Annotated in this window: 21 protein-coding genes; all 21 read left to right on the plus strand. The window is 72.8% G+C overall.

The annotated features are described in order from the left end of the window. Nucleotides 1-2: 2 nt before the first annotated feature. A complete protein-coding gene (pyrF, locus tag ROT00_RS02430; protein ID WP_404772148.1) occupies nucleotides 3-875 on the plus strand; it encodes an orotidine-5'-phosphate decarboxylase in 873 nt (290 codons plus the stop codon). Further along, the gene (gene gmk / locus ROT00_RS02435) at nucleotides 868-1,782 is read left to right on the plus strand and encodes a guanylate kinase (protein WP_404772053.1); all 915 of its coding nucleotides are present in this window, start codon (nucleotides 868-870) and stop codon (nucleotides 1,780-1,782) included. Before pyrF ends, gmk begins: the two co-directional genes overlap by 8 nt. Before the next feature lie 78 nt (nucleotides 1,783-1,860). Beyond that, nucleotides 1,861-2,118, plus strand: coding sequence for a DNA-directed RNA polymerase subunit omega (gene rpoZ / locus ROT00_RS02440; protein ID WP_189084914.1), 258 nt, complete (start codon nucleotides 1,861-1,863; stop codon nucleotides 2,116-2,118). A gap of 30 nt (nucleotides 2,119-2,148) precedes the next feature. Continuing rightward, a complete protein-coding gene (gene coaBC / locus ROT00_RS02445; protein ID WP_404772150.1) occupies nucleotides 2,149-3,393 on the plus strand; it encodes a bifunctional phosphopantothenoylcysteine decarboxylase/phosphopantothenate--cysteine ligase CoaBC in 1,245 nt (414 codons plus the stop codon). 2 nt (nucleotides 3,394-3,395) lie between these two features. After that, a complete protein-coding gene (metK, locus tag ROT00_RS02450; RefSeq protein WP_404772054.1) occupies nucleotides 3,396-4,589 on the plus strand; it encodes a methionine adenosyltransferase in 1,194 nt (397 codons plus the stop codon). A gap of 1 nt (nucleotide 4,590) precedes the next feature. Beyond that, nucleotides 4,591-6,546: a primosomal protein N' family DNA-binding protein gene (locus ROT00_RS02455; RefSeq protein WP_404772055.1), complete on the plus strand. Its 1,956-nt coding sequence runs from the start codon at nucleotides 4,591-4,593 to the stop codon at nucleotides 6,544-6,546. Between the two features lie 120 nt (nucleotides 6,547-6,666). Then, entirely contained in the window at nucleotides 6,667-7,602 is a 936-nt protein-coding gene (gene fmt, locus ROT00_RS02460) for a methionyl-tRNA formyltransferase (RefSeq protein WP_404772057.1), read from the plus strand. Nucleotides 7,603-7,699: 97 nt separating this feature from the next. Continuing rightward, nucleotides 7,700-9,070: a transcription antitermination factor NusB gene (locus ROT00_RS02465; RefSeq protein WP_404772151.1), complete on the plus strand. Its 1,371-nt coding sequence runs from the start codon at nucleotides 7,700-7,702 to the stop codon at nucleotides 9,068-9,070. Between the two features lie 38 nt (nucleotides 9,071-9,108). Next, complete coding sequence (rpe, locus tag ROT00_RS02470) at nucleotides 9,109-9,777, plus strand: ribulose-phosphate 3-epimerase (RefSeq protein ID WP_404772058.1); 669 nt, start codon at nucleotides 9,109-9,111, stop codon at nucleotides 9,775-9,777. Nucleotides 9,778-9,786: 9 nt separating this feature from the next. Then, nucleotides 9,787-10,050 carry a phosphoribosyl-ATP diphosphatase gene (locus ROT00_RS02475; protein WP_404772060.1) on the plus strand — a complete coding sequence of 88 codons (264 nt, stop codon included), beginning with the start codon at nucleotides 9,787-9,789 and terminating at the stop codon, nucleotides 10,048-10,050. 44 nt (nucleotides 10,051-10,094) lie between these two features. Beyond that, complete coding sequence (gene hisG / locus ROT00_RS02480; RefSeq protein WP_404772152.1) at nucleotides 10,095-10,934, plus strand: ATP phosphoribosyltransferase; 840 nt, start codon at nucleotides 10,095-10,097, stop codon at nucleotides 10,932-10,934. Nucleotides 10,935-10,944: 10 nt separating this feature from the next. Then, nucleotides 10,945-11,706, plus strand: a complete 762-nt coding sequence (hisF, locus tag ROT00_RS02485; protein WP_404772061.1) for an imidazole glycerol phosphate synthase subunit HisF — start codon at nucleotides 10,945-10,947, stop codon at nucleotides 11,704-11,706. Beyond that, nucleotides 11,703-12,086, plus strand: a complete 384-nt coding sequence (hisI, locus tag ROT00_RS02490; protein ID WP_404772063.1) for a phosphoribosyl-AMP cyclohydrolase — start codon at nucleotides 11,703-11,705, stop codon at nucleotides 12,084-12,086. The genes hisF and hisI overlap by 4 nt, the downstream gene beginning before the upstream one ends. Beyond that, nucleotides 12,083-13,612, plus strand: coding sequence for an anthranilate synthase component I (locus ROT00_RS02495; RefSeq protein ID WP_404772064.1), 1,530 nt, complete (start codon nucleotides 12,083-12,085; stop codon nucleotides 13,610-13,612). Before hisI ends, ROT00_RS02495 begins: the two co-directional genes overlap by 4 nt. Nucleotides 13,613-13,623: 11 nt before the next feature. Next, complete coding sequence (locus ROT00_RS02500; protein ID WP_404772065.1) at nucleotides 13,624-14,238, plus strand: Trp biosynthesis-associated membrane protein; 615 nt, start codon at nucleotides 13,624-13,626, stop codon at nucleotides 14,236-14,238. A gap of 31 nt (nucleotides 14,239-14,269) precedes the next feature. Further along, nucleotides 14,270-14,500 carry a DUF6704 family protein gene (locus tag ROT00_RS02505; RefSeq protein ID WP_404772066.1) on the plus strand — a complete coding sequence of 77 codons (231 nt, stop codon included), beginning with the start codon at nucleotides 14,270-14,272 and terminating at the stop codon, nucleotides 14,498-14,500. A 2-nt stretch (nucleotides 14,501-14,502) separates the two neighbouring features. Beyond that, entirely contained in the window at nucleotides 14,503-15,273 is a 771-nt protein-coding gene (gene trpC, locus ROT00_RS02510) for an indole-3-glycerol phosphate synthase TrpC (protein WP_404772068.1), read from the plus strand. 1 nt (nucleotide 15,274) lies between these two features. Then, nucleotides 15,275-16,480, plus strand: a complete 1,206-nt coding sequence (gene trpB, locus ROT00_RS02515; protein ID WP_404772069.1) for a tryptophan synthase subunit beta — start codon at nucleotides 15,275-15,277, stop codon at nucleotides 16,478-16,480. Then, complete coding sequence (trpA, locus tag ROT00_RS02520) at nucleotides 16,480-17,265, plus strand: tryptophan synthase subunit alpha (RefSeq protein ID WP_404772070.1); 786 nt, start codon at nucleotides 16,480-16,482, stop codon at nucleotides 17,263-17,265. The genes trpB and trpA overlap by 1 nt, the downstream gene beginning before the upstream one ends. Nucleotides 17,266-17,324: 59 nt before the next feature. Further along, nucleotides 17,325-18,311, plus strand: coding sequence for a prolipoprotein diacylglyceryl transferase (lgt, locus tag ROT00_RS02525; RefSeq protein ID WP_404772072.1), 987 nt, complete (start codon nucleotides 17,325-17,327; stop codon nucleotides 18,309-18,311). Between the two features lie 109 nt (nucleotides 18,312-18,420). Beyond that, a complete protein-coding gene (gene gltB, locus ROT00_RS02530) occupies nucleotides 18,421-22,995 on the plus strand; it encodes a glutamate synthase large subunit (RefSeq protein WP_404772074.1) in 4,575 nt (1,524 codons plus the stop codon). Nucleotides 22,996-23,028 lie beyond the last annotated feature (33 nt).

Genomic DNA, 23,028 nt, shown 5'->3' on the forward strand with positions numbered 1-23,028 from the left:
GCGTGACCGTCGCATTCGGGGACCGGCTGGCGGCGGCGTTCGCCGCCTACGGCCGGCTCTGCGTCGGCATCGATCCGCACGCCGAGCTCCTCGAGAGCTGGGGGCTGCCCGACTCGGGCACGGGCGTCCGCGAGTTCGGCCTCCGGGTCGTCGACGCGGCCGCGGGCCAGATCGGCATCGTGAAGCCGCAGGTGTCGTTCTACGAACGGCACGGCGCGGCCGGCTACGCGGCGCTGGAGCGGGTGCTCGCCGAGGCGCGCGACGCTGGGCTGCTCGTGATCGCCGACGCGAAGCGCGGCGACATCGGCTCGACGCTCGCCGGCTACGCGGATGCCTGGCTGCGCCCGGGCTCGCCGCTCGAGGCGGACGCCCTCACGCTGAACCCGTACCAAGGGCTCGCCACGCTCGCGCCGGTGATGGAGCGGGCGGCGGCCGTCGGCAAGGGCGTCTTCGTCCTCGCCGCCACGTCCAACCCGGAGTCGGGGCCCGTGCAGACCGCCGAGCTGCGCCAGTCGAGCCGCGCCGGCCGCACCATCGCCTCCGCGATGGTCGACGGCGTCGACGCCTGGAACCGCGCGCAGCCGGATGCCGCGGGCCGCACCCTCGGCGATGCCGGCGTCGTGATCGGCGCCACCGTCGATCTCCGCGCGGTCGGCATCGACCCGGACGCGTACGGCGAGGCCCCAGGGCTGCCGGTGCTCGCACCGGGCTTCGGGCACCAGGGCGGCGACGCCTCGCAGCTCGGCGATCTGTTCGGGCGGCTCGCCGCCGGCACGATCGTGAACGAGTCGCGATCGGTGCTCGCAGCGGGGCCGGACGAGATCGGCGAGGCGGTCCGACGCCGCGCCGGCGAGGTAGGATCGCTCGGTGCCTGATCGGACCACCCCCACCCCGCCAGAGGTCGACCGAGTCGCCGCCTCCCGCGCCGCGGTCGCCGCGCGCCGAGCGCGTGCGATCGTGAAGCAGGAGGTCGCCGAGGGGCGCCGCAGCCCGCTCGACGTGCTCCGCGTCGCGTTCGACGACCCCGAGGGCGTCGAGGGCCGGCTCCGGGTGACCGAGTTCCTCGGCGCGATCCCGGCGATCGGGCGCACGAAGACCGAGCGCATCATGGAGGAGCTGCAGATCTCGCCCGCGAAGCGCCTCGGCGGGCTCGGCCGGCTGCAGCGCCGCCGGCTCCGCGGCTTCGTCGCCGAGTGGGTCGCCGCGCACGGCGGGACGGGGGACCGGCTCGTCGTGCTCGCCGGCCCGACCGCCGTCGGCAAGGGCACGGTCGCCGGGTACATCCGCGACCACCACCCCGAGGTCAAGCTCTCGGTGTCGGCCACGACGCGCGCGCCGCGACCGGGCGAGATCGACGGCGAGCACTACTTCTTCGTCGACGACGCCGAGTTCGACCGGATGATCGAGACGGGCGAGCTCCTCGAGTGGGCCACCGTGCACAACGCCTCGCGCTACGGCACCCCCCGGGGACCCGTCGAGCGGGCGATCGCCGCCGGCGACAGCGTGCTGCTCGAGATCGACATCCAGGGCGCCCGCGCCGTCCGCCGGGCGATGCCCGAGGCGACGCTCGTCTTCCTGCAGCCGCCGAGCTGGGACGAACTCGTCCGCCGACTCGTCGGCCGCGGCACCGAGGGACCGGCCGAGCAGCAGCGCCGTCTGGAGACGGCGAAGGTCGAACTGGCCTCCGCCGACGAGTTCGATCACCAGGTCGTGAACCACGAGGTCGGCGAGGCCGCCCAAAAGGTCGTAGACTTGATGCGGCCCCGCAAGGGTCGTCATTGAGCTGCCCGCAGTTCGGGCGACCGGGCCACGATCTTTCGCGCACGCACCGTGCGCGTCACCGAAGCGAGGAGTCACTCCATGGCTGAGAAGCTGTCCGGCATCATCGACCCGCCCATCGACGACCTGCTGTCGAAGGTCGACTCGAAGTACCAGCTGGTCATCTTCGCGTCGAAGCGCGCCCGCCAGATCAACGACTACTACGCCGATCTGCACGAGGGAAGCCTCTTCGACAACGTCGGCCCGCTCGTCGACTCGTCGATCGATGACAAGCCGCTCACCGTGGCGATGCACGAGATCAACGAGGACAAGCTGCGCCTCCGTCCCATCAGCGAGTAAGCCGACCGCGTGGCGGGCACGACGAGCCGGCTGAACATCGTCGTCGGCATCACCGGCGGCATCGCCGCGTACAAGGCGGTCGGCGTCGTGCGCCAGCTCGTGCTGGCCGGGCACGACGTCCACGTCGTGCCGACCGAGGCCGCGCTCCGCTTCGTCGGCCGGCCGACGCTCGAGGCGATCTCGCGCAACCCGGTGCACACCGAGCTGTACGAGGGGGTCGCCGAGGTCCGCCATGTCGCCATCGGGCAGGCGGCCGACCTCATCGTGATCGCCCCGGCGACCGCGAACACGATCGCGAAGCTCGCCGCGGGCCTCGCCGACGATCTGCTCGGCAACACGGTGCTCGCCAGTCGCGCGCCGCTCGTCATCGCCCCGGCGATGCACACCGAGATGTGGGAGCATCCGGCGACCCGGGCGAACATCGCCCTGCTGCGGGATCGCGGGGCGACGATCGTCGGCCCGGCCGAGGGGCAGCTGACGGGCGCCGATCGCGGCCCCGGCCGCCTGGAGGAGCCCGAGGCGATCGTCGCGGCGGCCCTGGCCAGGCTCGACGCGGATGGCGGCAGGGGCGATCTCGCCGGTCGTCGCGTCGTCGTCAGCGCCGGCGGCACCCGCGAGCCCCTCGATCCCGTGCGCTTCCTCGGCAACCGCTCGAGCGGCAAGCAGGGGATCGCGATCGCCGAGGCCGCCCGTGCTCGAGGTGCCGAGGTGACGCTCGTCGCCGCGAACCTCGAGGTGCCGCGCCCCGCGGGCTGCGACGTCCGCGAGGTGAGCACCGCGCTCGAACTCCAGCGCGAGCTCGTCGATGCGGCCGCCGGTGCCGATGTGGTCGTGATGGCCGCGGCCGTCGCCGACTACCGGCCGGCCACGGTGAGCGAGCAGAAGATCAAGAAGGACGGCTCCGGCGACGGGCTGACGCTCGAGCTCGTCCGCAACCCCGACATCCTCGCCGGACTCGGCGCGGCGCCGCACGACGGCACGCTCCTCGTCGGCTTCGCCGCGGAGACCGAGCCCGACGAGGAGCGCCTGCTGGAGCTCGGCCGCGGCAAGCGCCGCGCGAAGGGCGCCGACCTCCTCGTCGTCAATCGCGTCGGCTGGAGCGAGGGCTTCGCCTCCGACGAGAACCGGGTCGTCGTCATCGACCGCGATGACGCGATCGTCACACAAGCACACGGAAGCAAGGCGTCGGTGGCGGATGCCATCCTGGACGTGGTTGTCTCGAAGCTGAATCCCGCGGCCAGCGCCGCACGCACTCCAGAAGGAACGACGAGCTGAACATGAGCGCACTCCGCCTCTTCACGTCCGAATCGGTCACCGAGGGGCACCCGGACAAGATCTGCGACCAGATCTCCGACTCCATCCTCGATGCGCTCCTCACCGTCGACCCGAACGCCAGGGTGGCGGTCGAGACGCTCGTCACGACCGGGCTCGTGCACGTCGCGGGGGAGGTCTCGACCTCGGGCTACGTGGAGATCCCCGCGATCGTCCGCGAGCGCGTCACCTCGATCGGCTACGACTCCTCCGAGGTCTGGTTCGACGGCCGCTCGTGCGGCGTCTCCGTCTCGATCGGCGGGCAGTCGCCCGACATCGCCCAGGGCGTCGACCACGCCTTCGAGGCGCGCGAGCACGCGAGCGACGACGAGCTCGACCGGCAGGGCGCCGGCGACCAGGGCATCATGTTCGGCTACGCGGTCCGCGAGACGCCCGAGCTCATGCCCGTGCCGATCTGGCTCGCGCACCGGCTCGCCGAGCGCCTCGCCGACGTGCGGAAGGCGGGGGAGCTCGACTACCTCCGTCCCGACGGCAAGACGCAGGTCACCGTCGGCTACGAGGGGCAGACGCCGCGCACGATCGAGACGGTGGTGCTCTCCACGCAGCACTCGCCGAAGGTCTCGACCGAACAGCTCCGCGCCGAGGTCGAGGAGCTCGTCATCCGCCCGGTGCTCGACACCGTCGAGCTCGCGCGTCCCGAGCTCCGCGTGCTGATCAACCCGACCGGCCGCTTCGAGATCGGCGGTCCGCAGGGCGACGCCGGGCTCACGGGGCGCAAGATCATCATCGACACCTACGGCGGCGCCAGCCGTCACGGCGGCGGCGCGTTCAGCGGGAAGGACCCCTCGAAGGTCGACCGCTCGGCGGCGTACGCCATGCGCTGGGTCGCGAAGAACGCGGTCGCCGCGGGGCTCGCCGACCGGCTGGAGGTCCAGGTCGCCTACGCGATCGGGGCGGCTGCGCCGGTCGGGCTCTACGTCGAGACCTTCGGCACCGCGCAGGTTCCGGAGGAGCGCATCATCGGTGCCATCCGGGAGGTGTTCGACCTCCGGCCGGCCGCCATCATCCGCGACCTCGACCTGCTGCGGCCGATCTACGCCAAGACCGCGACGTACGGACACTTCGGCCGCGAGCTGCCCGAGTTCACCTGGGAGCGGCTCGACCGCGTCGACGCGCTCCGCACGGCCGCCGGGCTCTGAGATGCCCGGCGACCTCGTCGCCAGGGTGCTCGTCGACTCGCCGCTCCCGCAGCTCGACCAGCTCTTCGACTACCGCGTGCCCGACCGGCTGCGCGAGTCGCTGCGCGCCGGCATGCGCGTGCGGGTTCCGCTCCGCACCGGCGGACGCATCGCGGACGCCTGGCTCGTCGAGCTCGCCGACCACAGCGACTTCGGCGGCCGGCTGAGCGAACTCGACGACGTCGTCTCCGAGGCGCCGATGCTCACCCCGGAGGTATGGCGGCTCGCGCGCGCCGCAGCGGATCGCGCGGCGGGCAACGCGAGCGACATCCTGCGGCTCGCCATCCCGAGCCGCTACGTCCGCGCGGAACGGGCGTGGCTCGCCGCCGAGCCCGATTCCGGGCCGCTGCCGGTCGATCCGCCGGCACCGCCCGGCGGTGCCGACGGGCCGCTCGCGGTCGGACTCGCCACGGGGCAGCGGATGGCGCTCGCCGCCGACGCCCGACCGGTGCGGCTGCCCGACGGCACCTGGGTCGGCGCCTGGGCGAGCGAGCTCGCGCTCGCGGCGGCGACCGTGCTCGCGAGCGACCGGAGCGCCATCCTCGTGGTGCCCGACTACCGCGACCAGGAGCAGCTCGAGGCGGCCCTCGCGGCGCTCGTCGATCCCCGTCGCGTGCTCCGGACCGACGCGAGGCAGACCGGGCCGGCGCGCTACCGGGCGTTCCTCGACGCGACCGGCGAGTCGGCTCGCATCCTGCTCGGCAACCGCTCCGCCGTCTACGCGCCGGCCTCCCGGCTCGGACTTATCGCCTTCTGGGACGACGGCGACGCGCTGATGAACGAGCCCCTCGCGCCCGGCGTGCACCCGCGGGACGCCGCACTCATCCGTCAGGAGCAGTCCGGGGCCGCGCTGCTGTTCGCCGGGCACACGCGGAGCGTCGAGGTGCAGCGCCTTGTCGAGCTCGGCTGGGTGGGCGAGGTGGCGCACGCGAAGCCGGTGCGACCGCGCGTCATCGTCACCGACCGTCAGGCGCAGACCGAACCCGGCTCCGCCCGCATCCCGTCCGTGGCGTGGCGGGAGGCGCAGGAGGCCGCAGCGCTCGGCCCGGTGCTCGTGCAGGTGGCGCGGCCCGGCAACGCCCCGCTCCTCGTGTGCGACCGCTGCCGGGAGCCCGCGAAGTGCACGGCGTGCGGCGGGCCGCTCGCGGTGCCCCGCGCGGGCGGCGCCGCCCAGTGCACCCTCTGCGGCACGAGCGCGAACTCTTGGCGCTGCCCGGTCTGCGAGGGAGTGAAGCTCCGCGCCGCCACGGTGGGGGCGAGCCGCACCGCGGAGGAGCTCGGCCGCGCGTTCCCTCGCACGCGGGTGATCCTCTCCGACGGCGAGCGGCCGGTCCTCCGCGTGGGCCCCGAGCCCGCGCTCGTCGTCGCGACTCGCGGAGCCGAGCCGCTCGCCGAGGGCGGCTACCGCGCCGTCCTCCTCCTCGACGGGGAGCGGATGCTGCTGCGGGAGACCCTGCGCGTGGCCGAGGACTGCCTCCGCTGGTGGTCGAACGCGGCCGCCCTCGCCGCTCCCGGCGCCCCGGTCTTCCTCGTCGGCGTCGCCGGGGACCTCGCCTCGGCGCTCGCGACGTGGCGCCAGCCCGAGTGGGCCGCGCGCGAGCTCGCGACGCGACGTGCGCTGCGGTTCCCGCCCGCGGTGCGCGTGGCGAGCGTGACGAGCAGCCGCGACCGGCTCGCGCGAGCGCTCGACGCGGTCACGGAGGCCGTGCCCGGCGTCGACGTGCTGGGGCCCGTCCCGGTCGACGAGGGGCTCGAGCGCGCGCTCGTCCGGTTCGAGTACGCGCAGGGGACCGCCGTCGCACGGACGCTCGAGGCCGAGACGATCCGCGCCGCGACGGAGCGGCGCCGCCCGGTCGCCGGACGGCAGACGAAGCGTCCCGTGCTGCGGGTGCGGTTCGACGATCCCGACGTTCCCTGAGCGGTCGACGGGCGCGAGCGCGGCGCGACGCCGCGGCGGGGCGCTCCCGAAGGCGCCGCACGGTGCGACCCGGGAGCGGGCCGCGATCCGGAAGCGGGCGCGATCCGGAAGAATGGTCGGGTGACCGCTCTCCGCCTCGTCTTCGCCGGCACTCCGGCCGCCGCCGTCCCGAGTCTCCGGCTGCTCGCCGCGTCCCGGCACGAGCTCGTCGGCGTCGTCACCCGGCCCGACGCGCCGCTCGGGCGGAAGCGCGTGCTGACCCCGTCGCCCGTCGCCTCCGCGGCGGCGGAACTCGGGCTGCCGACGATCAAGGCCGCGCGGCTCGATCAGGCGGCGAGCGACGCGATCGCCGCGCTCGAGCCTGAGCTCGGGGTGATCGTCGCCTACGGCGGCCTCGTGCGCGAGCCGCTGCTCAGCACGCCGAGGCTCGGCTGGATCAACCTGCACTTCTCGCTGCTGCCCGCCTGGCGCGGTGCGGCGCCTGTGCAGCACTCGATCATCGCGGGCGACGCGGAGCAGGGCGCGGCGGTGTTCCAGCTCGTGCCGGAGCTCGATGCGGGCGACGTGTTCGCCGAGATCCGTCGCCCCGCCGACCGGCTCGCGACCGCGGGGGAGACGCTCGAACGCTTCGCCGTCGACGGGGCCGAACTCCTCGCTCGCGTCGTCGACGAACTCGCCGAGGGCACGGCGCACGCCGAGCCGCAGCTGGGCTCCCCGAGCTTCGCGCCGAAGCTCTCGATCGAGGACGGGCGGCTCGACTGGGCTCGGCCCGCCGCCGAGGTGCTCGCGCGCTTCCGCGGGGTGACGCCCGAGCCCGGCGCCTGGTCGGAGCTGAACGGCGCGCGCGTGAAGGTGCTCGACGCGCGGCTCGCCGAGGGCGCACCGGCCTCGGGCGAGCTCGCGCCCGGCGTACTCGGCCCGGAGCGCAAACGGCTGCTCGTCGGCGCGGGCGACGCGGCCATCGAGCTCCTCCGCGTGCAGCCGGCGGGGCGCGCGGCGATGCCCGCGGCGGACTGGGGCCGTGGCCTTCCGGCGGGCGCCCGCTTCGCCCGCTGACGCGGAGGATCCGCACGACGCGGCACCGTACAGTTGACGGGTGGTCAGCAAGCAGGAACGCAGGGATGGACGCGGCGGAGCATCGACGGCGCGGCAGGTGCGGGTGTCGCCCGCGCGCATCGTCGCCTACGAGGTGCTCGAAGCGGTCCGCGACGACGAGGCGTACGCGAACCTCCTCCTGCCGAAGCGCATCGAGCGCTCCAAGCTGAGCCAGGCGGATGCCGCGCTCGCGACCGAGCTGACGTACGGCACGCTCCGCATGCAGGGCTACTACGACCGCATCATCGAGCTCGTCGCGGGACGCGAGCGCGCGGCCATCGATCCCGTCGTCCTCGACATCCTCCGGCTCGGCGCGCACCAGCTGCTCGCCACCCGGGTGCCGGTCCACGCGGCGGTGAACGAGCAGGTCGTCCTCGCGAAGCGGCTCGCCCCCGCGGCCAGCGGATTCGTGAACGGCGTGCTGCGCACGATCTCGCGGTCGACGCCCGAGGAGTGGCGGGGCTGGGTGGCCGACGAGACCGCGGGCGGGGAGCTCGAACGGCTCGCGGTGCTGGAGAGCCATCCCGAATGGATCGTCCGCGCCTTCGCCCAGGCGCTCGAGCGCGAGGGGCGCGCGGGCGAGCTCGACGCGCTGCTCGCCGCCGACAACGCGGCCCCGCGGGTGAACCTCGTCGCGCTGCCGGGACTCGGCGACGAAGCGGTCGCAGAGCTCGGCGAGCCGAACCGCTTCTCGCCGATCGGACTCACCGCGGCCGCCCCGTTCGAGCTCGTCGCCGCGCACGAGGGTCGAGTGCGCGTGCAGGACGAGGGCTCGCAGCTCGCCGCGCTCGCGTTGAGCCGCTCCCGGGCGATCGAACCGGGGGAGCGGTGGCTCGATCTCTGCGCGGGACCCGGCGGCAAGACGGCCGTGCTCGCCGCCGAGGCACTCGCGTCGGGCGCTGAACTCGTCGCCAACGAACTGGGCGGGGCGCGGGCCGAACTCGTCCGCAAGGCGATCGCCGGGGTGCCGCTCGAGGTCCGCGTCGAAGTCGGCGACGGGCGCACCGTCGAGGCCGAGGCGCTCGGCGCGCCCGACGGTTTCGACCGGATCCTCCTCGACGCGCCGTGCACCGGCCTCGGCGCGCTCCGCCGCCGACCCGAGGCCCGCTGGCGCAAGCAGCCCGGCGACGTCGGCGAGCTCACCGCGCTCCAGGGCGAGCTCTTCGACCATGCCGTCGCGCTCCTCGCGCCCGGCGGACTCCTCGCGTACGTCACGTGCTCGCCCCACAGTGCCGAGACGCACGGCGTGCTCGCCGCCGCGATGCGCCGCTGGGACGGTGTGCTCGAAGCCGTCGACACCCGTGCCGTCGTGGCATCCGTCGCCCGCGACGAGCTCGACCTCGCGGGCGGCCCGGAGACCGTGCAGCTCTGGCCGCACCGGCACGGCACCGACGCGATGTTCATCGCCCTCGTGCGGCGCATCGGCTGAGTCGCCCGGGCGGTGCGCGGCTCGCTAGGCTTCGAGCCATGACGACGCGCATCAACCCGAGCATCCTCGCCGCCGACTTCGCGAACTTCGAACGGGAACTCGACCGGATCGCGACCGCCGACCTCGTGCACGTCGACATCATGGACAACCACTTCGTGCCGAACCTGACGTTCGGGCTGCCGATGGTGGAGCGACTCCAGCAGGTGAGCCCGATCCCGCTCGACGTGCACCTCATGATCGACGACCCCGACCGTTGGGCGCCCGGCTACGCGGAGGCGGGGGCAGCCAGCGTCACCTTCCACGCCGAAGCGGCGGCCGAGCCGGTGCGCCTCGCCCGGCGGCTCCGCGAGATCGGCGCCCGCGCCGGCATCGCCCTGAAGCCGGGCACCGCCGTCGAGCCGTTCCTCGAGGTGCTCGGCGAGTTCGATCAGGTGCTGGTCATGACCGTCGAGCCGGGCTTCGGCGGGCAGTCGTTCATGCCGGAGACGATGCCGAAGCTGCGGCGCGTCGCCGACGCCGTGCGCACGGCGGGTCTCGACGTCTGGCTGCAGGTCGACGGCGGCATCACGGTCGACACGATCGGGATCGCCGCCGAGGCGGGCGCCGACACCTTCGTCGCGGGGTCAGCGGTGTTCCGCGGGGTGCCGGAGGAGCAGATCGCCGCGCTCCGGGCGGCCGCGTCGTCGCACGGTCACGCGCACCGGTAGCCTAGGAGGGTGAAGACCTTCGACGACCTCTTCGTCGAGCTCAGCGAGAAGGCCAGGACCCGCCCCGAGGGATCCGGCACCGTGCGCGAGCTCGACGCCGGCGTGCACGCCATCGGCAAGAAGATCGTTGAGGAGGCGGCCGAGGTCTGGATGGCTGCCGAGTACCAGAGCGACGAGGAAGCGGCCGAGGAGATCTCGCAGCTGCTCTACCACCTCCAGGTGCTCATGCTGGCCAAGGGCCTCGCGCCGGCCGACGTGTACCGACATCTGTGATCGCGCCCATGCCCGATCCACTCCGTCGACACGAAAGCCAGGACATGCTCCGCATCGCCGTGCCCAACAAGGGCTCGCTCTCCGAGACCGCCGCCCAGATGCTCTGGGAGGCCGGATACACCGGTCGCCGTGACCCTCGCGACCTGCACACCGCCGACCCGCGCAACGGGGTCGAGTTCTTCTACCTCCGCCCGCGCGACATCGCGACCTACGTCGGGTCCGGCGCTCTCGACGTGGGCATCACGGGTCGGGACCTCCTGCTCGACTCCGGCTCCGACGCCGCCGAGATCGCCTCGCTCGGCTTCGGCGACTCGACCTTCCGCTTCGCGGCGCCGGCGGGGGCCTACGACGCGCTCGAGGGGCTCGAGGGCGCCCGCGTGGCGACGAGCTATCCCGGGCTCGTCGGCGACTTCCTCGCCCGCCACGGCGTCACCGCGAAGCTCGTGAAGCTCGACGGAGCGGTGGAGTCCGCGGTCCGGCTCGGGGTCGCCGACGCGGTCGCCGATGTCGTCTCCACCGGCGGCACGCTCCGCAAGGCCGGGCTCGAGATCTTCGGGCCGGTGATCCTCCAGTCCGAGGCCGTGCTCATCGGCTCCGGCGTCGACAAGCCGGGCACCGCCACGCTGCTCCGGCGCCTGCAGGGCGTGCTCGTGGCGCGGCAGTACGTGCTCCTCGACTACGACGTGCCGGTCGCGCACCTCGAGCGCGCGACCGCCGCCGCCCCCGGCTTCGAGTCGCCGACGGTCTCCCCGCTGCACGACCCGGAGTGGGTGGCCGTGCGGGTGATGATCCCGCGCACCGACATGAACCAGGTGATGGACGCGCTCTACGAGATCGGCGCCCGCGCCATCCTCGTGTCCGCGATCCACGCGGCCCGGTTGTGAGGGCGGCGCGATGAGCCTCGCCGTCCGAGTCATCCCGTGCCTCGATGTGGCCGGCGGCCGCGTCGTGAAGGGCGTGAACTTCCAGAACCTGCGCGATGCCGGCGACCCCGTCGAGCTCGCGGCCCGCTACGCCGCCCAGGGCGCGGACGAGCTCACCTTCCTCGACGTCACGGCGACGGTCGACGACCGCTCGACGACGTACGACATGGTGCAGCGCGTCGCCGAGCAGGTGTTCATCCCGCTCACCGTCGGCGGCGGGGTCCGCTCGGCCGAGGACGTCGCGAGGCTCCTCGGGCACGGCGCGGACAAGATCGGCGTGAACAGCGCCGCGATCGCCCGCCCCGAGCTCGTCGCCGAGATCGCCGACCGGTTCGGCGCCCAGGTCGTCGTGCTGTCCCTCGATGTGAAGCGCTCGCCGCGCACGCCGTCCGGTTTCGTCGTCACGACGCACGGCGGTCGCACCGAGACGGAGCTCGACGCCCTCGACTGGGCCCGCCGGGCGATCGAGCTCGGTGCCGGGGAGCTCCTCGTCAACTCGATCGACGCCGACGGCACGAAGGCCGGCTTCGATCTCGAGCTCACCGCGCTCATGCACGAGCTGTCGAGCGTGCCGGTCATCGCCTCGGGCGGTGCCGGGCGGGTGTCCGACTTCGCCCCGGCCATCGCCGCGGGCGCCGACGCCGTGCTCGCCGCCTCGGTGTTCCACACCGGCGAGATCACGATCGACGAAGTGAAGGCGGCGCTCGCCGCCGACGGGAGGACCGTGCGATGACCGCCAGCACGACGGATGCCGCGATCGAGCGGGCCGCCTTCAACGCTGACGGGCTGCTGCCCGCGATCATCCAGCAGTGGGACACCGGCGAGGTGCTCATGCTCGGCTGGATGGACCGCGAGGCGATGCACCGCACCCTCAGCGAGGGCCGGGTGACGTTCTGGTCGCGCTCGCGCCAGGAGTACTGGCGCAAGGGGGACACCTCCGGGCACGCCCAGTACGTGAAGTCCGCCGCGCTCGACTGCGACGCCGACACCCTGCTCGTGCGCGTCGAGCAGATCGGCGCCGCCTGCCACACCGGCACCAGGACCTGCTTCGACGGCGACGCCGTCCCGGTGGTCGTGGGAGACGCGCCGGATGCCTCGGGAGGAGACGCATGACCCGCAGCGCCACGACGACGTTCGACGGCTTCCGCGCGCTCCTCGACGGGCGCCGCGTCGTGCCCGTCGTGCGCGAGCTCTTCGCCGACGGCGAGACGCCGGTCGGCATCTACCGCAAACTCGCCGAGGGTCGTCCCGGCAGCTTCCTGCTCGAGTCGGCGGAGCAGGGCGGCATCTGGTCGCGGTACTCCTTCGTCGGCGTCGCCTCGCACGGCGTGCTCACCGAGCGCGAGGGCCGGGTCGAGTGGCTCGACTACGGGCTCCCGCGCGAGCGCGCGCTCGGCGACGCGGCGGGGCTCGCCCCGCTCGCCGCCCTCGAAGCGCTCTACGAGCGCTGGGCGACGGAGGACGTGCCAGGGGCGCCGCCGCTCACCGGGGGCCTCGTCGGCTTCATCGGCTGGGAGGCCATCCGTCAGATCGAGCGTCTGCCGAACCAGCCGCCCGCCGACTTCGCGGTGCCCTCCCAGGCGTTCGCCTTCGTGTCCGAGCTCGTCGTCATCGACCACCGCACGGGCACCGTGCAGCTCGTCGCCTCCGCGCTGAACGACGGCGTCGACGACGCGGAGGCGCTCTGGGCGGACGCCCAGGCCCGGCTCGACCGGATGCAGGCGGGGCTCGCGCAGCCCGCGGAGGCGCGGCTCGCCCGGGTCGATCTCGCACTCGCCGCGCGCCCGACGCACCGCACGGAGCGCACCGACTTCCTCGCCGCCGTCGAGCGCTCGAAGGAGTACATCCGCGACGGCGACGTGTTCCAGGTCGTCATCTCGCAGCGCTTCGAGCAGGAGGTGACCGCCGATCCGACGGATGTGTACCGCGTGCTCCGAAGCCTCAACCCGAGCCCGTACATGTACCTGCTGCACCTCGAGGACACGGCGGGGGAGCCGTACTGGATCGTCGGCTCCTCGCCCGAGGCGCTCGTGAAGGTCGAGGACGGCCGGGTGTACACGCACCCGATCGCCGGGTCGCGCCCGCGCGGCGCGACGCCGGACGAGGACGCCACGCTCGAAGCCGAGCTCGAGGCCGATCCCAAGGAGCGGGCCGAGCACCTGATGCTCGTCGACCTCGCCCGCAACGACCTCGCGAAGGTGTGCGTCGCGGGCACCGTCGAGGTCACGGAGTTCATGCGCATCGAGCGGTTCAGCCACATCATGCACATCGTCTCCTCGGTCGAGGGCGATCTCGCTCCGGGCCGGAACGCGGTCGACGTGTTCCGGGCGACCTTCCCGGCGGGCACGCTCTCGGGCGCGCCGAAGCCACGCGCGCTGGAGATCATCGACGAGCTCGAACCCGCCCAGCGCGGCGTCTACGGCGGGGTGGTCGGCTACTTCGGCTTCGGCGGCGACGCCGACCTCGCCATCGCGATCCGCACGGCGCTCATCCAGGGCGGCGTCGCCCGGGTGCAGGCGGGCGGCGGCCTGGTCGCCGACTCGGTGCCCGAGTCGGAGTTCCAGGAATCGATCAACAAGGCCGCTGCGCCGCTGAAGGCGGTCGCCGTGGCGAACGCGATGGAACGGGTGCGCGGATGACCCCTGGCCGGATGAAGCTTCTGGCCGTCGTCGGCGCGATCGTCGGCGGCGGACTCGCGATGCTCAGCTGGAGCCAGACCTGGTTCCAGCTCCACCTGGTCGCGGGCGCCGGCGGCGACGGATCCGCGATCGCGGTGAGCGGGCAGCTCGCGTCCCCGGCACTCGCGGCGCTCGGTCTCGCGGCGCTCGCACTCTCGGCCGCGCTCGCCCTCGCCGGTCCTGGGCTTCGCGTCGTTCTCGGCGTCCTCGAGTTCCTGCTCGGCGGCTGCGTCGTCCTCGCCGCGTGGCTGACCGTCGCCGATCCGGTGTCCGCGGTGGCGCCCGCGGTGACGGAGGCGACCGGCGTGGCCGGCTCCGCGCCGACCGCGGCGCTCGTGGCTGGGGTCGACGCGAGCCTCTGGCCGGTCGCCGCGTTCGCCGGCGGCGCCGTGCTCATCGTGTCGGCGGTGCTCGTCTTCGCCACCGGCGCGCGCTGGCCGGCCTCCTCGAGCCGCTACGGCGGCACGCGACTCCGGCAGGACGGCGGCGTCGAGCTCTCGAGCCGCGACCGCGCCGTCGAGGAGTGGGACGAGCTCACCCGCGGCGACGACCCGACCGGCGACGAGCGCGACCCGTCCGACCGGTAGACTTTCCAAGACCCCGCAACGAAGGAGCACCATGACCACTGAGCACGCAGACCCCGGCCACGGACACTCGCCCGCGGCGTGGACGGCCGTCGTGATCATGCTCGTCGCGTTCACCATCGGCACGGTGGCGTTCTTCTTCGAGATGGAGTGGCTCGTCTGGGCCTCGGCGGGCCTGCTCGTCGTCGGCGCACTGGTCGGCTGGGTGCTGGCCAAGGCCGGCTACGGCGTCGGCGGGGCGAAGAGCTCCGTCAGCACGCACTGACCGTGCTCGCCGAGCTGACGGCGAACGCCGCGGCCGACGCCGACGCGCGTCGGGAGACGCGGCCGTACGCCGACGTGGAGCGGGCGGCGCTCGCCCGTCCCGCCGCGCTCGACGCCCTCGCCCTCCTGAGCCCCGGTCCCCGGGTCAAGGTGATCGCCGAGATCAAGCGGTCGAGCCCGTCTCGCGGCGCGCTCGCCTCCATCGCCGACCCGGCGGCGCTCGCACGCGACTACGAGCTGGGCGGTGCGAGCGCGATCAGCGTGCTCACCGAGGGGCGGAAGTTCGGCGGCTCGCTCGCGGACCTCGAGTCGGTCCGCGAGGCGGTCGCGCTGCCCGTGCTGCGCAAGGACTTCCTCTCGACGCCGTACCAGGTGCTCGAGGCGCGCGCGGCCGGCGCCGATCTCGCCCTGCTCATCGTGGCAGCGCTCGACGACCCGACCCTGGCGGAGCTCTACGCGCTGATCACGGAGCTCGGCATGACCGCGCTCGTCGAGGCGCACTCGGCCGAGGAGCTCGACCGGGCGGCCGCGCTCGGCGCGAAGCTCATCGGCGTGAACGCCCGCGATCTCAACACCTTCGAGCTCGACCGCGACCTGTTCGGCCGGCTCGTCGACCGCTTCCCCGACGGCGCGATCCGCGTCGCGGAGTCCGCGGTGCTCTCGCCCGACGACGTGGCGCACTACCGCCGAGCCGGCGCGGACGCCGTGCTCGTCGGCGAGGCCCTCGTCACGAGCGACCCCGTGGCAACCCTCTCTGCATTCCTGGCGGTGTGACATGGCGCTTCGAGACGCCCGCGGCCCCTACTTCGGCGACTTCGGCGGGCGTTTCGTGCCCGAATCCCTGGTCGCCGCCCTCGACGAGCTGTCGGAGGCCTACGAGCTCGCGAAGCTCGACCCGGCCTTCCACGAGGAGCTCGCCGAGCTCGGCCGGAGCTACACCGGCCGGCCCTCGATCATCACCGAGGTGCCGCGTTTCGCGGAGCACGCGGGCGGCGCCCGGGTCATCCTGAAGCGCGAGGACCTGAACCACACGGGGTCCCACAAGATCAACAACGTGCTCGGTCAGGCGCTCCTCACGAAGCGCATCGGCAAGCCGCGCGTGATCGCCGAGACCGGCGCGGGGCAGCACGGCGTCGCGACCGCGACCGCTGCGGCGCTGTTCGGTCTCGAGTGCACGATCTACATGGGCGAGGTCGACACCGAGCGTCAGGCGCTGAACGTCGCGCGCATGCGGCTGCTCGGCGCCGAGGTCGTCGCGGTGAAGACCGGCTCGCGCACTCTGAAGGACGCGATCAACGACGCCATGCGCGACTGGGTGACGAACGTCGAGACGACGAACTACGTGTTCGGCACGGTCGCCGGACCGCACCCGTTCCCCGAGATGGTGCGGGACTTCCAGAAGATCATCGGCGAGGAGGCCCGCGCGCAGGTGCTCGAGCTCACCGGCTCGCTGCCCACCGCGGTCGCCGCCTGCGTCGGCGGCGGGTCCAACGCGATCGGCATCTTCCACGCCTTCCTCGACGACACCGACGTGCGCCTCCTCGGCTTCGAGGCCGGCGGCGAGGGCGCGGAGACGCCGCGGCACGCCGCGACGATCACCAAGGGGCGCCCGGGCGTGCTGCACGGCGCACGGAGCTACCTCCTGCAGGACGAGGACGGCCAGACGATCGAGTCGCACTCGATCTCCGCCGGACTCGACTACCCGGGCGTCGGGCCCGAGCACTCCTGGCTCGCGGCGCTCGGCCGCGCCGAGTACCGTCCGGTGACGGATGCGGCGGCCATGGAGGCGCTGCGCCTGCTGACCCGCACGGAGGGCATCATCCCGGCGATCGAGTCCGCGCACGCCCTCGCGGGCGCGCTCGAACTCGGGCGCGAGCTCGGCCCCGAGGCCACCATCCTGGTGAACCTCTCGGGCCGGGGCGACAAGGACATGGACACGGCCGCGGCGTACTTCGGCCTCTACGACGGGGAGCAGGCGTGATGCGGACGGTCGGCGAGGTCATCGCCCGGCGCAATGCCGAGGCGGGAGGCGCCCTCATCGGCTACCTGCCGGTGGGCTTCCCGACGCTCGACGAGAGCGTCGAGGCCGCGGTCGCGCTCGTGGAGAACGGCGTCGACGTGCTCGAGCTCGGGCTGCCCTACTCCGACCCCGTGATGGACGGCCCCGTCATCCAGGCGGCGACCCAGCAGGCGCTGCAGAACGGCTTCCGCATCGCGGACGGCTTCGAGGCGGTGCGCCGTATCACCCAGCGCACGGATGCCCCGGTGCTGATCATGACCTACTGGAACCCGGTCGTGCAGTACGGCGTCGACCGCTTCGCCGACGAGCTCGCCGCCGCCGGGGGAGCCGGGCTGATCACGCCCGACCTGATCCCCGACGAGGGCGCCGATTGGCTCGCCGCGACCGAGCGCACCGGGCTCGACCGGGTGTTCCTCGCCGCGCCGACCTCGACCGACGCGCGGCTCGCGAAGACCGTCGAGGCGAGCCGCGGCTTCGTGTACGCGGTCTCGACGATGGGCATCACGGGAGCGCGATCCGACGTCGACCGCGCGGCTCGCACGCTCGTGTCGCGTCTGCACGAGGCGGGCGCCGAGGCGGCGTGCGTGGGGGTCGGCATCTCGACCGCCGCCCAGGTGCGCGAGGTCCTCGAGTACGCCGAGGGCGCGATCGTCGGTTCGGCGCTCGTCGCGGCCGTCGCCGAGGGCGGGTCCGCGGCCGCCGGTCGCCTCGCGGCCGAACTCGCGCGCGGCACGCGCGCGGAGTGAAGTACGCTCGTGTGGGCCGCCCTGGCGGCCGCACCACCTGACGAAAGGCAGTCGACGGCGTGATCGCACCGTTCAGCATCCCGAGCCCGGACTACTCGTGGCAGGTCCTCGAGCTCAACCTGTTCGGCTGGCAGCTCAACATCCACACCTACGCGCTGTGGATCCTGCTCGGCATCATCCTCGCGGTCATCATCACCTCGCGCCGGCTCACGAAGCGCGGCGCCGAGCCGGGGATCGTGCTCGACATCGCGCTCTGGGCGGTGCCGCTCGGCATCATCGGCGCGCGGTTCTACCACGTCTTCACTCACCCGAACGACTACTTCGCGGGCCAGGAGTGGTGGAAGATCTTCGCCATCTGGGAGGGCGGCAACGCCATCTACGGCGCGCTCATCGGCGGCGCCGTCGGCGTGCTGATCGCGTGCCGCATCACGGGACTGCGCTTCCTCTCCTTCGCCGACGCCCTCGCGCCGGGCCTCCTCGTCGCGCAGGCCGTGGGCCGCCTCGGCAACTGGTTCAACCACGAGCTCTTCGGCTCGCCGACGGACCTGCCCTGGGGCCTCGAGATCGAGTACACGAACCCCGCCTGGCCGCAGGGCCTGCCGGAGGGCACGCTGTTCCACCCGACGTTCCTCTACGAGATCATCTGGAACCTCGCGGGCGTCGCCGTCATCCTGCTGCTCGAGCGCAAGGGCGGGCTCCGCTGGGGCAAGGCCTTCGGCATCTACCTGATCTGGTACGGCCTCGGACGCTCCTTCCTCGAGTCGATCCGCGTCGATCCGAGCGAGATGCTGTTCGGCATCCGGTCGAACGTCTGGGCCTCCTTCGCCGCGGTCCTGATCGGCATCATCCTGATCATCGTGCAGTCGCGGCGGCACACCGGACTCGAGCCGAGCGTCTTCGCTCCGGGGCGTGAATGGAAGCGGCCCGATGCTGTTGTAGACTCTGACGAAATCGAGTCCGAATCGGACTCGCTCGACGACGGCGTCGAGTCCGAGAACGCCCCTGAGTCGGCCGCCACAAGCCCAGGCCGCTCGTCCTCCGTCTAGGAGTCAGTCCCCGTTCTCCCGCAGCGGCGCCGCACCTCGTGCCGTGCAGATCCCTTGCGAAGGGCCGACGGCGTCCCCTCCTTTTCCGCTTGCTGAGAGGACGGTTCCCGTGTCGCTCACCCCTCCCTTCTCACGGTTCGGCACCGTGCCGGCCGCACAGGGCCTGTACGACCCGGCCGCCGAGAAAGACGCCTGCGGGCTCGCGATGGTCGCGACGCTCCGGGGCACCGCCGGGCACGACATCATCACCGCGGCGCTCGACGCGCTGCGCCACCTGGAGCACCGCGGGGCCGTCGGGTCCGACGCCGGCACCGGTGACGGCGCGGGCATCATCACGCAGATCCCCGACGAGTTCCTGCGCGCGGTGACCGAGTTCCCGCTGCCCGCCGCGGGGGAGTACGCGGTCGGCAACGCCTTCCTCCCCGTCGACCCGACGGGACGCAGCCGGGTCAAGCAGTCGCTCGCCCGGCTCGCGGCCGAGGAGGGCCTCACGGTGCTCGGCTGGCGCGAGGTGCCCGTCCGCCCGGAGCAGCTGGGCACGCTCGCCCGGCAGGCGATGCCGGCCGTGCAGCAGCTCTACGTGAGCGCGACGAGGTCCGAGGGGGTGCCCGTCGTCTCGGGCATCGCGCTCGACCGGCTCACCTTCCGGCTCCGGAAGCGGGCCGAGCGCGAGCTGGAGCTCTACTTCGCCTCGCTCTCGAGCCGCACCATGGTCTACAAGGGCATGGTCACGACCCTCCAGCTCGAGCCGTTCTACCCCGACCTCTCCGACGAGCGCTTCGCCTCGAAGCTCGCGCTCGTGCACTCGCGCTACTCGACGAACACGTTCCCGTCGTGGCCGCTCGCGCAGCCCTTCCGGATGATCGCGCACAACGGCGAGATCAACACGATCCAGGGCAACCGCAACTGGATGCGGGCGCGCCAGTCGCAGCTCGAGTCGGAGCTGCTCGGCGAGCTCGACCCGATCCTCCCGATCGTGACGCCGGGAGCGAGCGACTCCGCCTCGTTCGACGAGGTCGTCGAGCTCCTGACCCTCTCGGGCCGCAGCCTCCCGCACGCGGTCATGATGATGGTGCCGGAGGCGTGGGAGAACCAGGCCGGCATGGATGCCGAGCGCCGCGCGTTCTACGAGTACCACTCGATGCTCATGGAGCCGTGGGACGGCCCCGCCGCGATCGTGTTCACCGACGGCTCCCTCGTCGGTGCGACGCTCGACCGCAACGGGCTGCGCCCGGGCCGGTACCTCGTCACGGACGACGGCCTCGTGGTGCTTGCGAGCGAGATCGGCGTGCTCGACATCGAGCCCTCGCGGATCGTCCGGAAGGGGCGGCTGCAGCCGGGCCGGATGTTCCTCGTCGACACGGAGGCCGGACGGCTCATCGAGGACGACGAGATCAAGCGGGAGCTCGCGGCGGCGTCGCCGTGGGGCGACTGGCTCGAGGAGAGCCGCATCCGCCTCGCCGACCTGCCCGAGCGCGAGCACATCGTGCACCCGCCGGCCTCGGTGAACCGCCGCCAGCGCACCTTCGGGTACACGGAGGAAGAGGTCAAGATCCTGCTCGCGCCGATGGCGCGCACCGGGCAGGAGCCCCTCGGGGCGATGGGCTCCGACACGCCGATCGCGGTGCTCGCGAAGCGCCCGCGCCTCCTCTTCGACTACTTCACGCAGCAGTTCGCGCAGGTGACGAACCCGCCGCTCGACTCGATCCGCGAAGCGGTCGTGACCTCGCTCGGCACGGGCCTCGGTCCCGAGCGGAACCTGCTGAGCGCCGGTCCCGAGCACGCCAGGCAGGTGTCGCTCGACTTCCCGGTGATCGACAACGACGAGCTCGCGAAGATTGTGCACATCGACCCGATGCCGGGCTCCCGCACGACCGTGACGATCCGCGGCACGTACCGCTTCGACGAGGGCCCCGACGCGCTGCGCGACCGGCTGGCCGCGATCTGCCGCGAGGTCGACGAGGCGATCGTCGAAGGCGCGTCCTTCATCGTGCTCAGCGACCGCGACTCCAACAAGGACCTCGCGCCCATCCCGTCGCTGCTGATGCTGTCGACCGTGCACCACCACCTCATCCGCGCGGAGACGCGGATGCAGGTCGGGCTCATCGTCGAGGCCGGCGACGTGCGCGAGGTGCACCACGTCGCGCTCCTCGTCGGCTACGGCGCCTCCGCGGTGAACCCGTACCTCGCCATGGAGACCTGCGAGGACCTCGTGCGCTCCGGCGTCATCACCGGGGTGTCCCCGGAAGATGCCGTGCACAACGTGATCAAGGCGCTCGGCAAGGGCGTGCTGAAGATCATGTCGAAGATGGGCATCTCGACCATCGCCTCGTACGCGGGGGCGCAGGCCTTCGAGGCGATCGGCCTCTCGCAGGAGTTCATCGACGAGTACTTCACCGGCACCACGTCGAAGCTCGGCGGCGTCGGCATCGAGGTGATCGCCGCGGAGAACCTGACCCGGCACACCGAGGCCTACCCGGAGGACGTCGCCGTCCGCGCGCACGAACGGCTCGCGACCGGCGGCGAGTACCAGTGGCGCCGCGACGGCTCGCCGCACCTCTTCAACCCCGAGACCGTCTTCCGACTCCAGCACTCGACGCGCAACCGCCGCTACGACGTGTTCCGCGAGTACACCGACCTCGTCGACTCGCAGGCGGAAGACCTCATGACGCTGCGCGGGCTGTTCGCGCTCCGCACGGGGGTGCGCCCGCCGGTGCCGCTCGACGAGGTCGAACCAGTGTCCTCGATCGTGAAGCGCTTCTCCACCGGCGCGATGAGCTACGGCTCGATCTCCAAGGAGGCGCACGAGACGCTCGCGATCGCGATGAACCGCCTCGGCGCGAAGTCGAACACGGGCGAGGGCGGCGAGGACCTCGACCGGCTGCTCGACCCCGAGCGCCGCAGCGCGATCAAGCAGGTCGCCTCCGGCCGCTTCGGCGTGACGAGCATGTACCTCACGCACGCCGACGACATCCAGATCAAGCTCGCCCAGGGCGCGAAGCCCGGCGAGGGCGGCCAGCTCCCGCCGACCAAGGTCTACCCGTGGGTCGCACGGACGAGGCACGCCACCGCCGGCGTCGGGCTCATCTCCCCGCCGCCGCACCACGACATCTACTCGATCGAAGACCTGAAGCAGCTGATCTTCGATCTGAAGCGCGCGAACCCGAAGGCCCGCGTGCACGTGAAGCTCGTGAGCCAGTCGGGCATCGGCGCGGTGGCGGCCGGCACGGCGAAGGCCCTCGCCGACGTCATCCTCGTGTCCGGCCATGACGGGGGCACGGGCGCCAGCCCGCTGAACTCGTTGAAGCACGCCGGGACGCCGTGGGAGCTCGGCCTGGCCGAGACGCAGCAGACGCTCATGCTGAACGGTATGCGCGACCGCGTCGTGGTGCAGGTGGACGGCCAGCTGAAGACCGGTCGCGACGTGATCATCGGCGCCCTCCTCGGCGCCGAGGAGTTCGGCTTCGCGACGGCGCCGCTCGTCGTCGAGGGCTGCATCATGATGCGCGTGTGCCACCTCGACACCTGCCCGGTGGGCGTCGCGACGCAGAACCCGGAGCTGCGCAAGCGCTTCACTGGCAAGCCGGAGTTCGTCGTGAACTTCTTCGAGTTCATCGCGGAGGAGGTGCGGGAGCACCTCGCGGCGCTCGGCTTCCGCTCGATCGACGAGATCATCGGCCGGCGCGAGCTGCTCGACGTCGACCGCGCCGTGTCGCACTGGAAGACCTCCGGCCTCGACCTCACGCCCGTGCTCATCGGCCCGGACTTCGCCGACGCGGAGCCGCGCAAGCACGGCCGCGAGCAGGACCACGAGCTCGACGAGCACTTCGACAACGAGCTCATCTCCCGCGCCGCCCAAGTGCTCGAGCACGGCGGCCACGTCGAGATCGAGCTGCCGATCAAGAACACGGAGCGCGCCGTGGGCACGATGCTCGGGCACGAGGTGACCCTCAGGCACGGGGCCAACGGACTCCCGGAGGGCGCGATCGAGATCACCCTCGCCGGCTCCGCGGGCCAGTCGCTCGGCGCGTTCCTGCCGGCCGGCATCACCCTCCGCCTCGAGGGCGATTCCAACGACTACGTCGGCAAGGGGCTCTCCGGCGGGCGCATCGTCGTACGGCCGGCCCCGTCGGCCACCTTCGCGGCCGAACGCAACGTGATCGCCGGCAACGTGATCGGCTACGGCGCGACGCAGGGGAGCATGTTCATCCGCGGCATCGTGGGCGAGCGCTTCCTCGTGCGCAACTCCGGGGCGACGGCCGTCGTCGAGGGCGTGGGCGATCACGCGCTCGAGTACATGACCGGCGGGCTCGCGCTGATCCTCGGCGACACCGGGCGCAACCTCGGCGCCGGCATGTCCGGCGGCACGGCCTACGTGCTCGGGCTCGACGAGGCCCTGGTGAACCGCGAGTCGCTCGCGAGCGGCGAACTCGAGCTGCTCGAGCTCGGGGCCGCCGATCGCGAGATCGTCCGCGACCTGCTGGAGCAGCACGTCGCGGAGACCGGATCCGCGGTCGCGGCATCCCTCCTCGCCGACGGCGAGGCGGCGTTCGACCGGTTCACGAAGGTGCTCCCGCGCGACTACGCCGCGGTGCTCCGCACCCGGCAGAGCGCCGTCGACGAGGGACTCGACCCCGACGGCGACGTCGTCTGGACGCGGATCCTGGAGGCGACCGGTGCCTGAGACGACGAACACGATTCCCGGCGGCAACACGAG

The sequence above is a fragment of the Agromyces mediolanus genome (genome assembly GCF_044917495.1).
Lineage (GTDB): Bacteria > Actinomycetota > Actinomycetes > Actinomycetales > Microbacteriaceae > Agromyces > Agromyces mediolanus_B.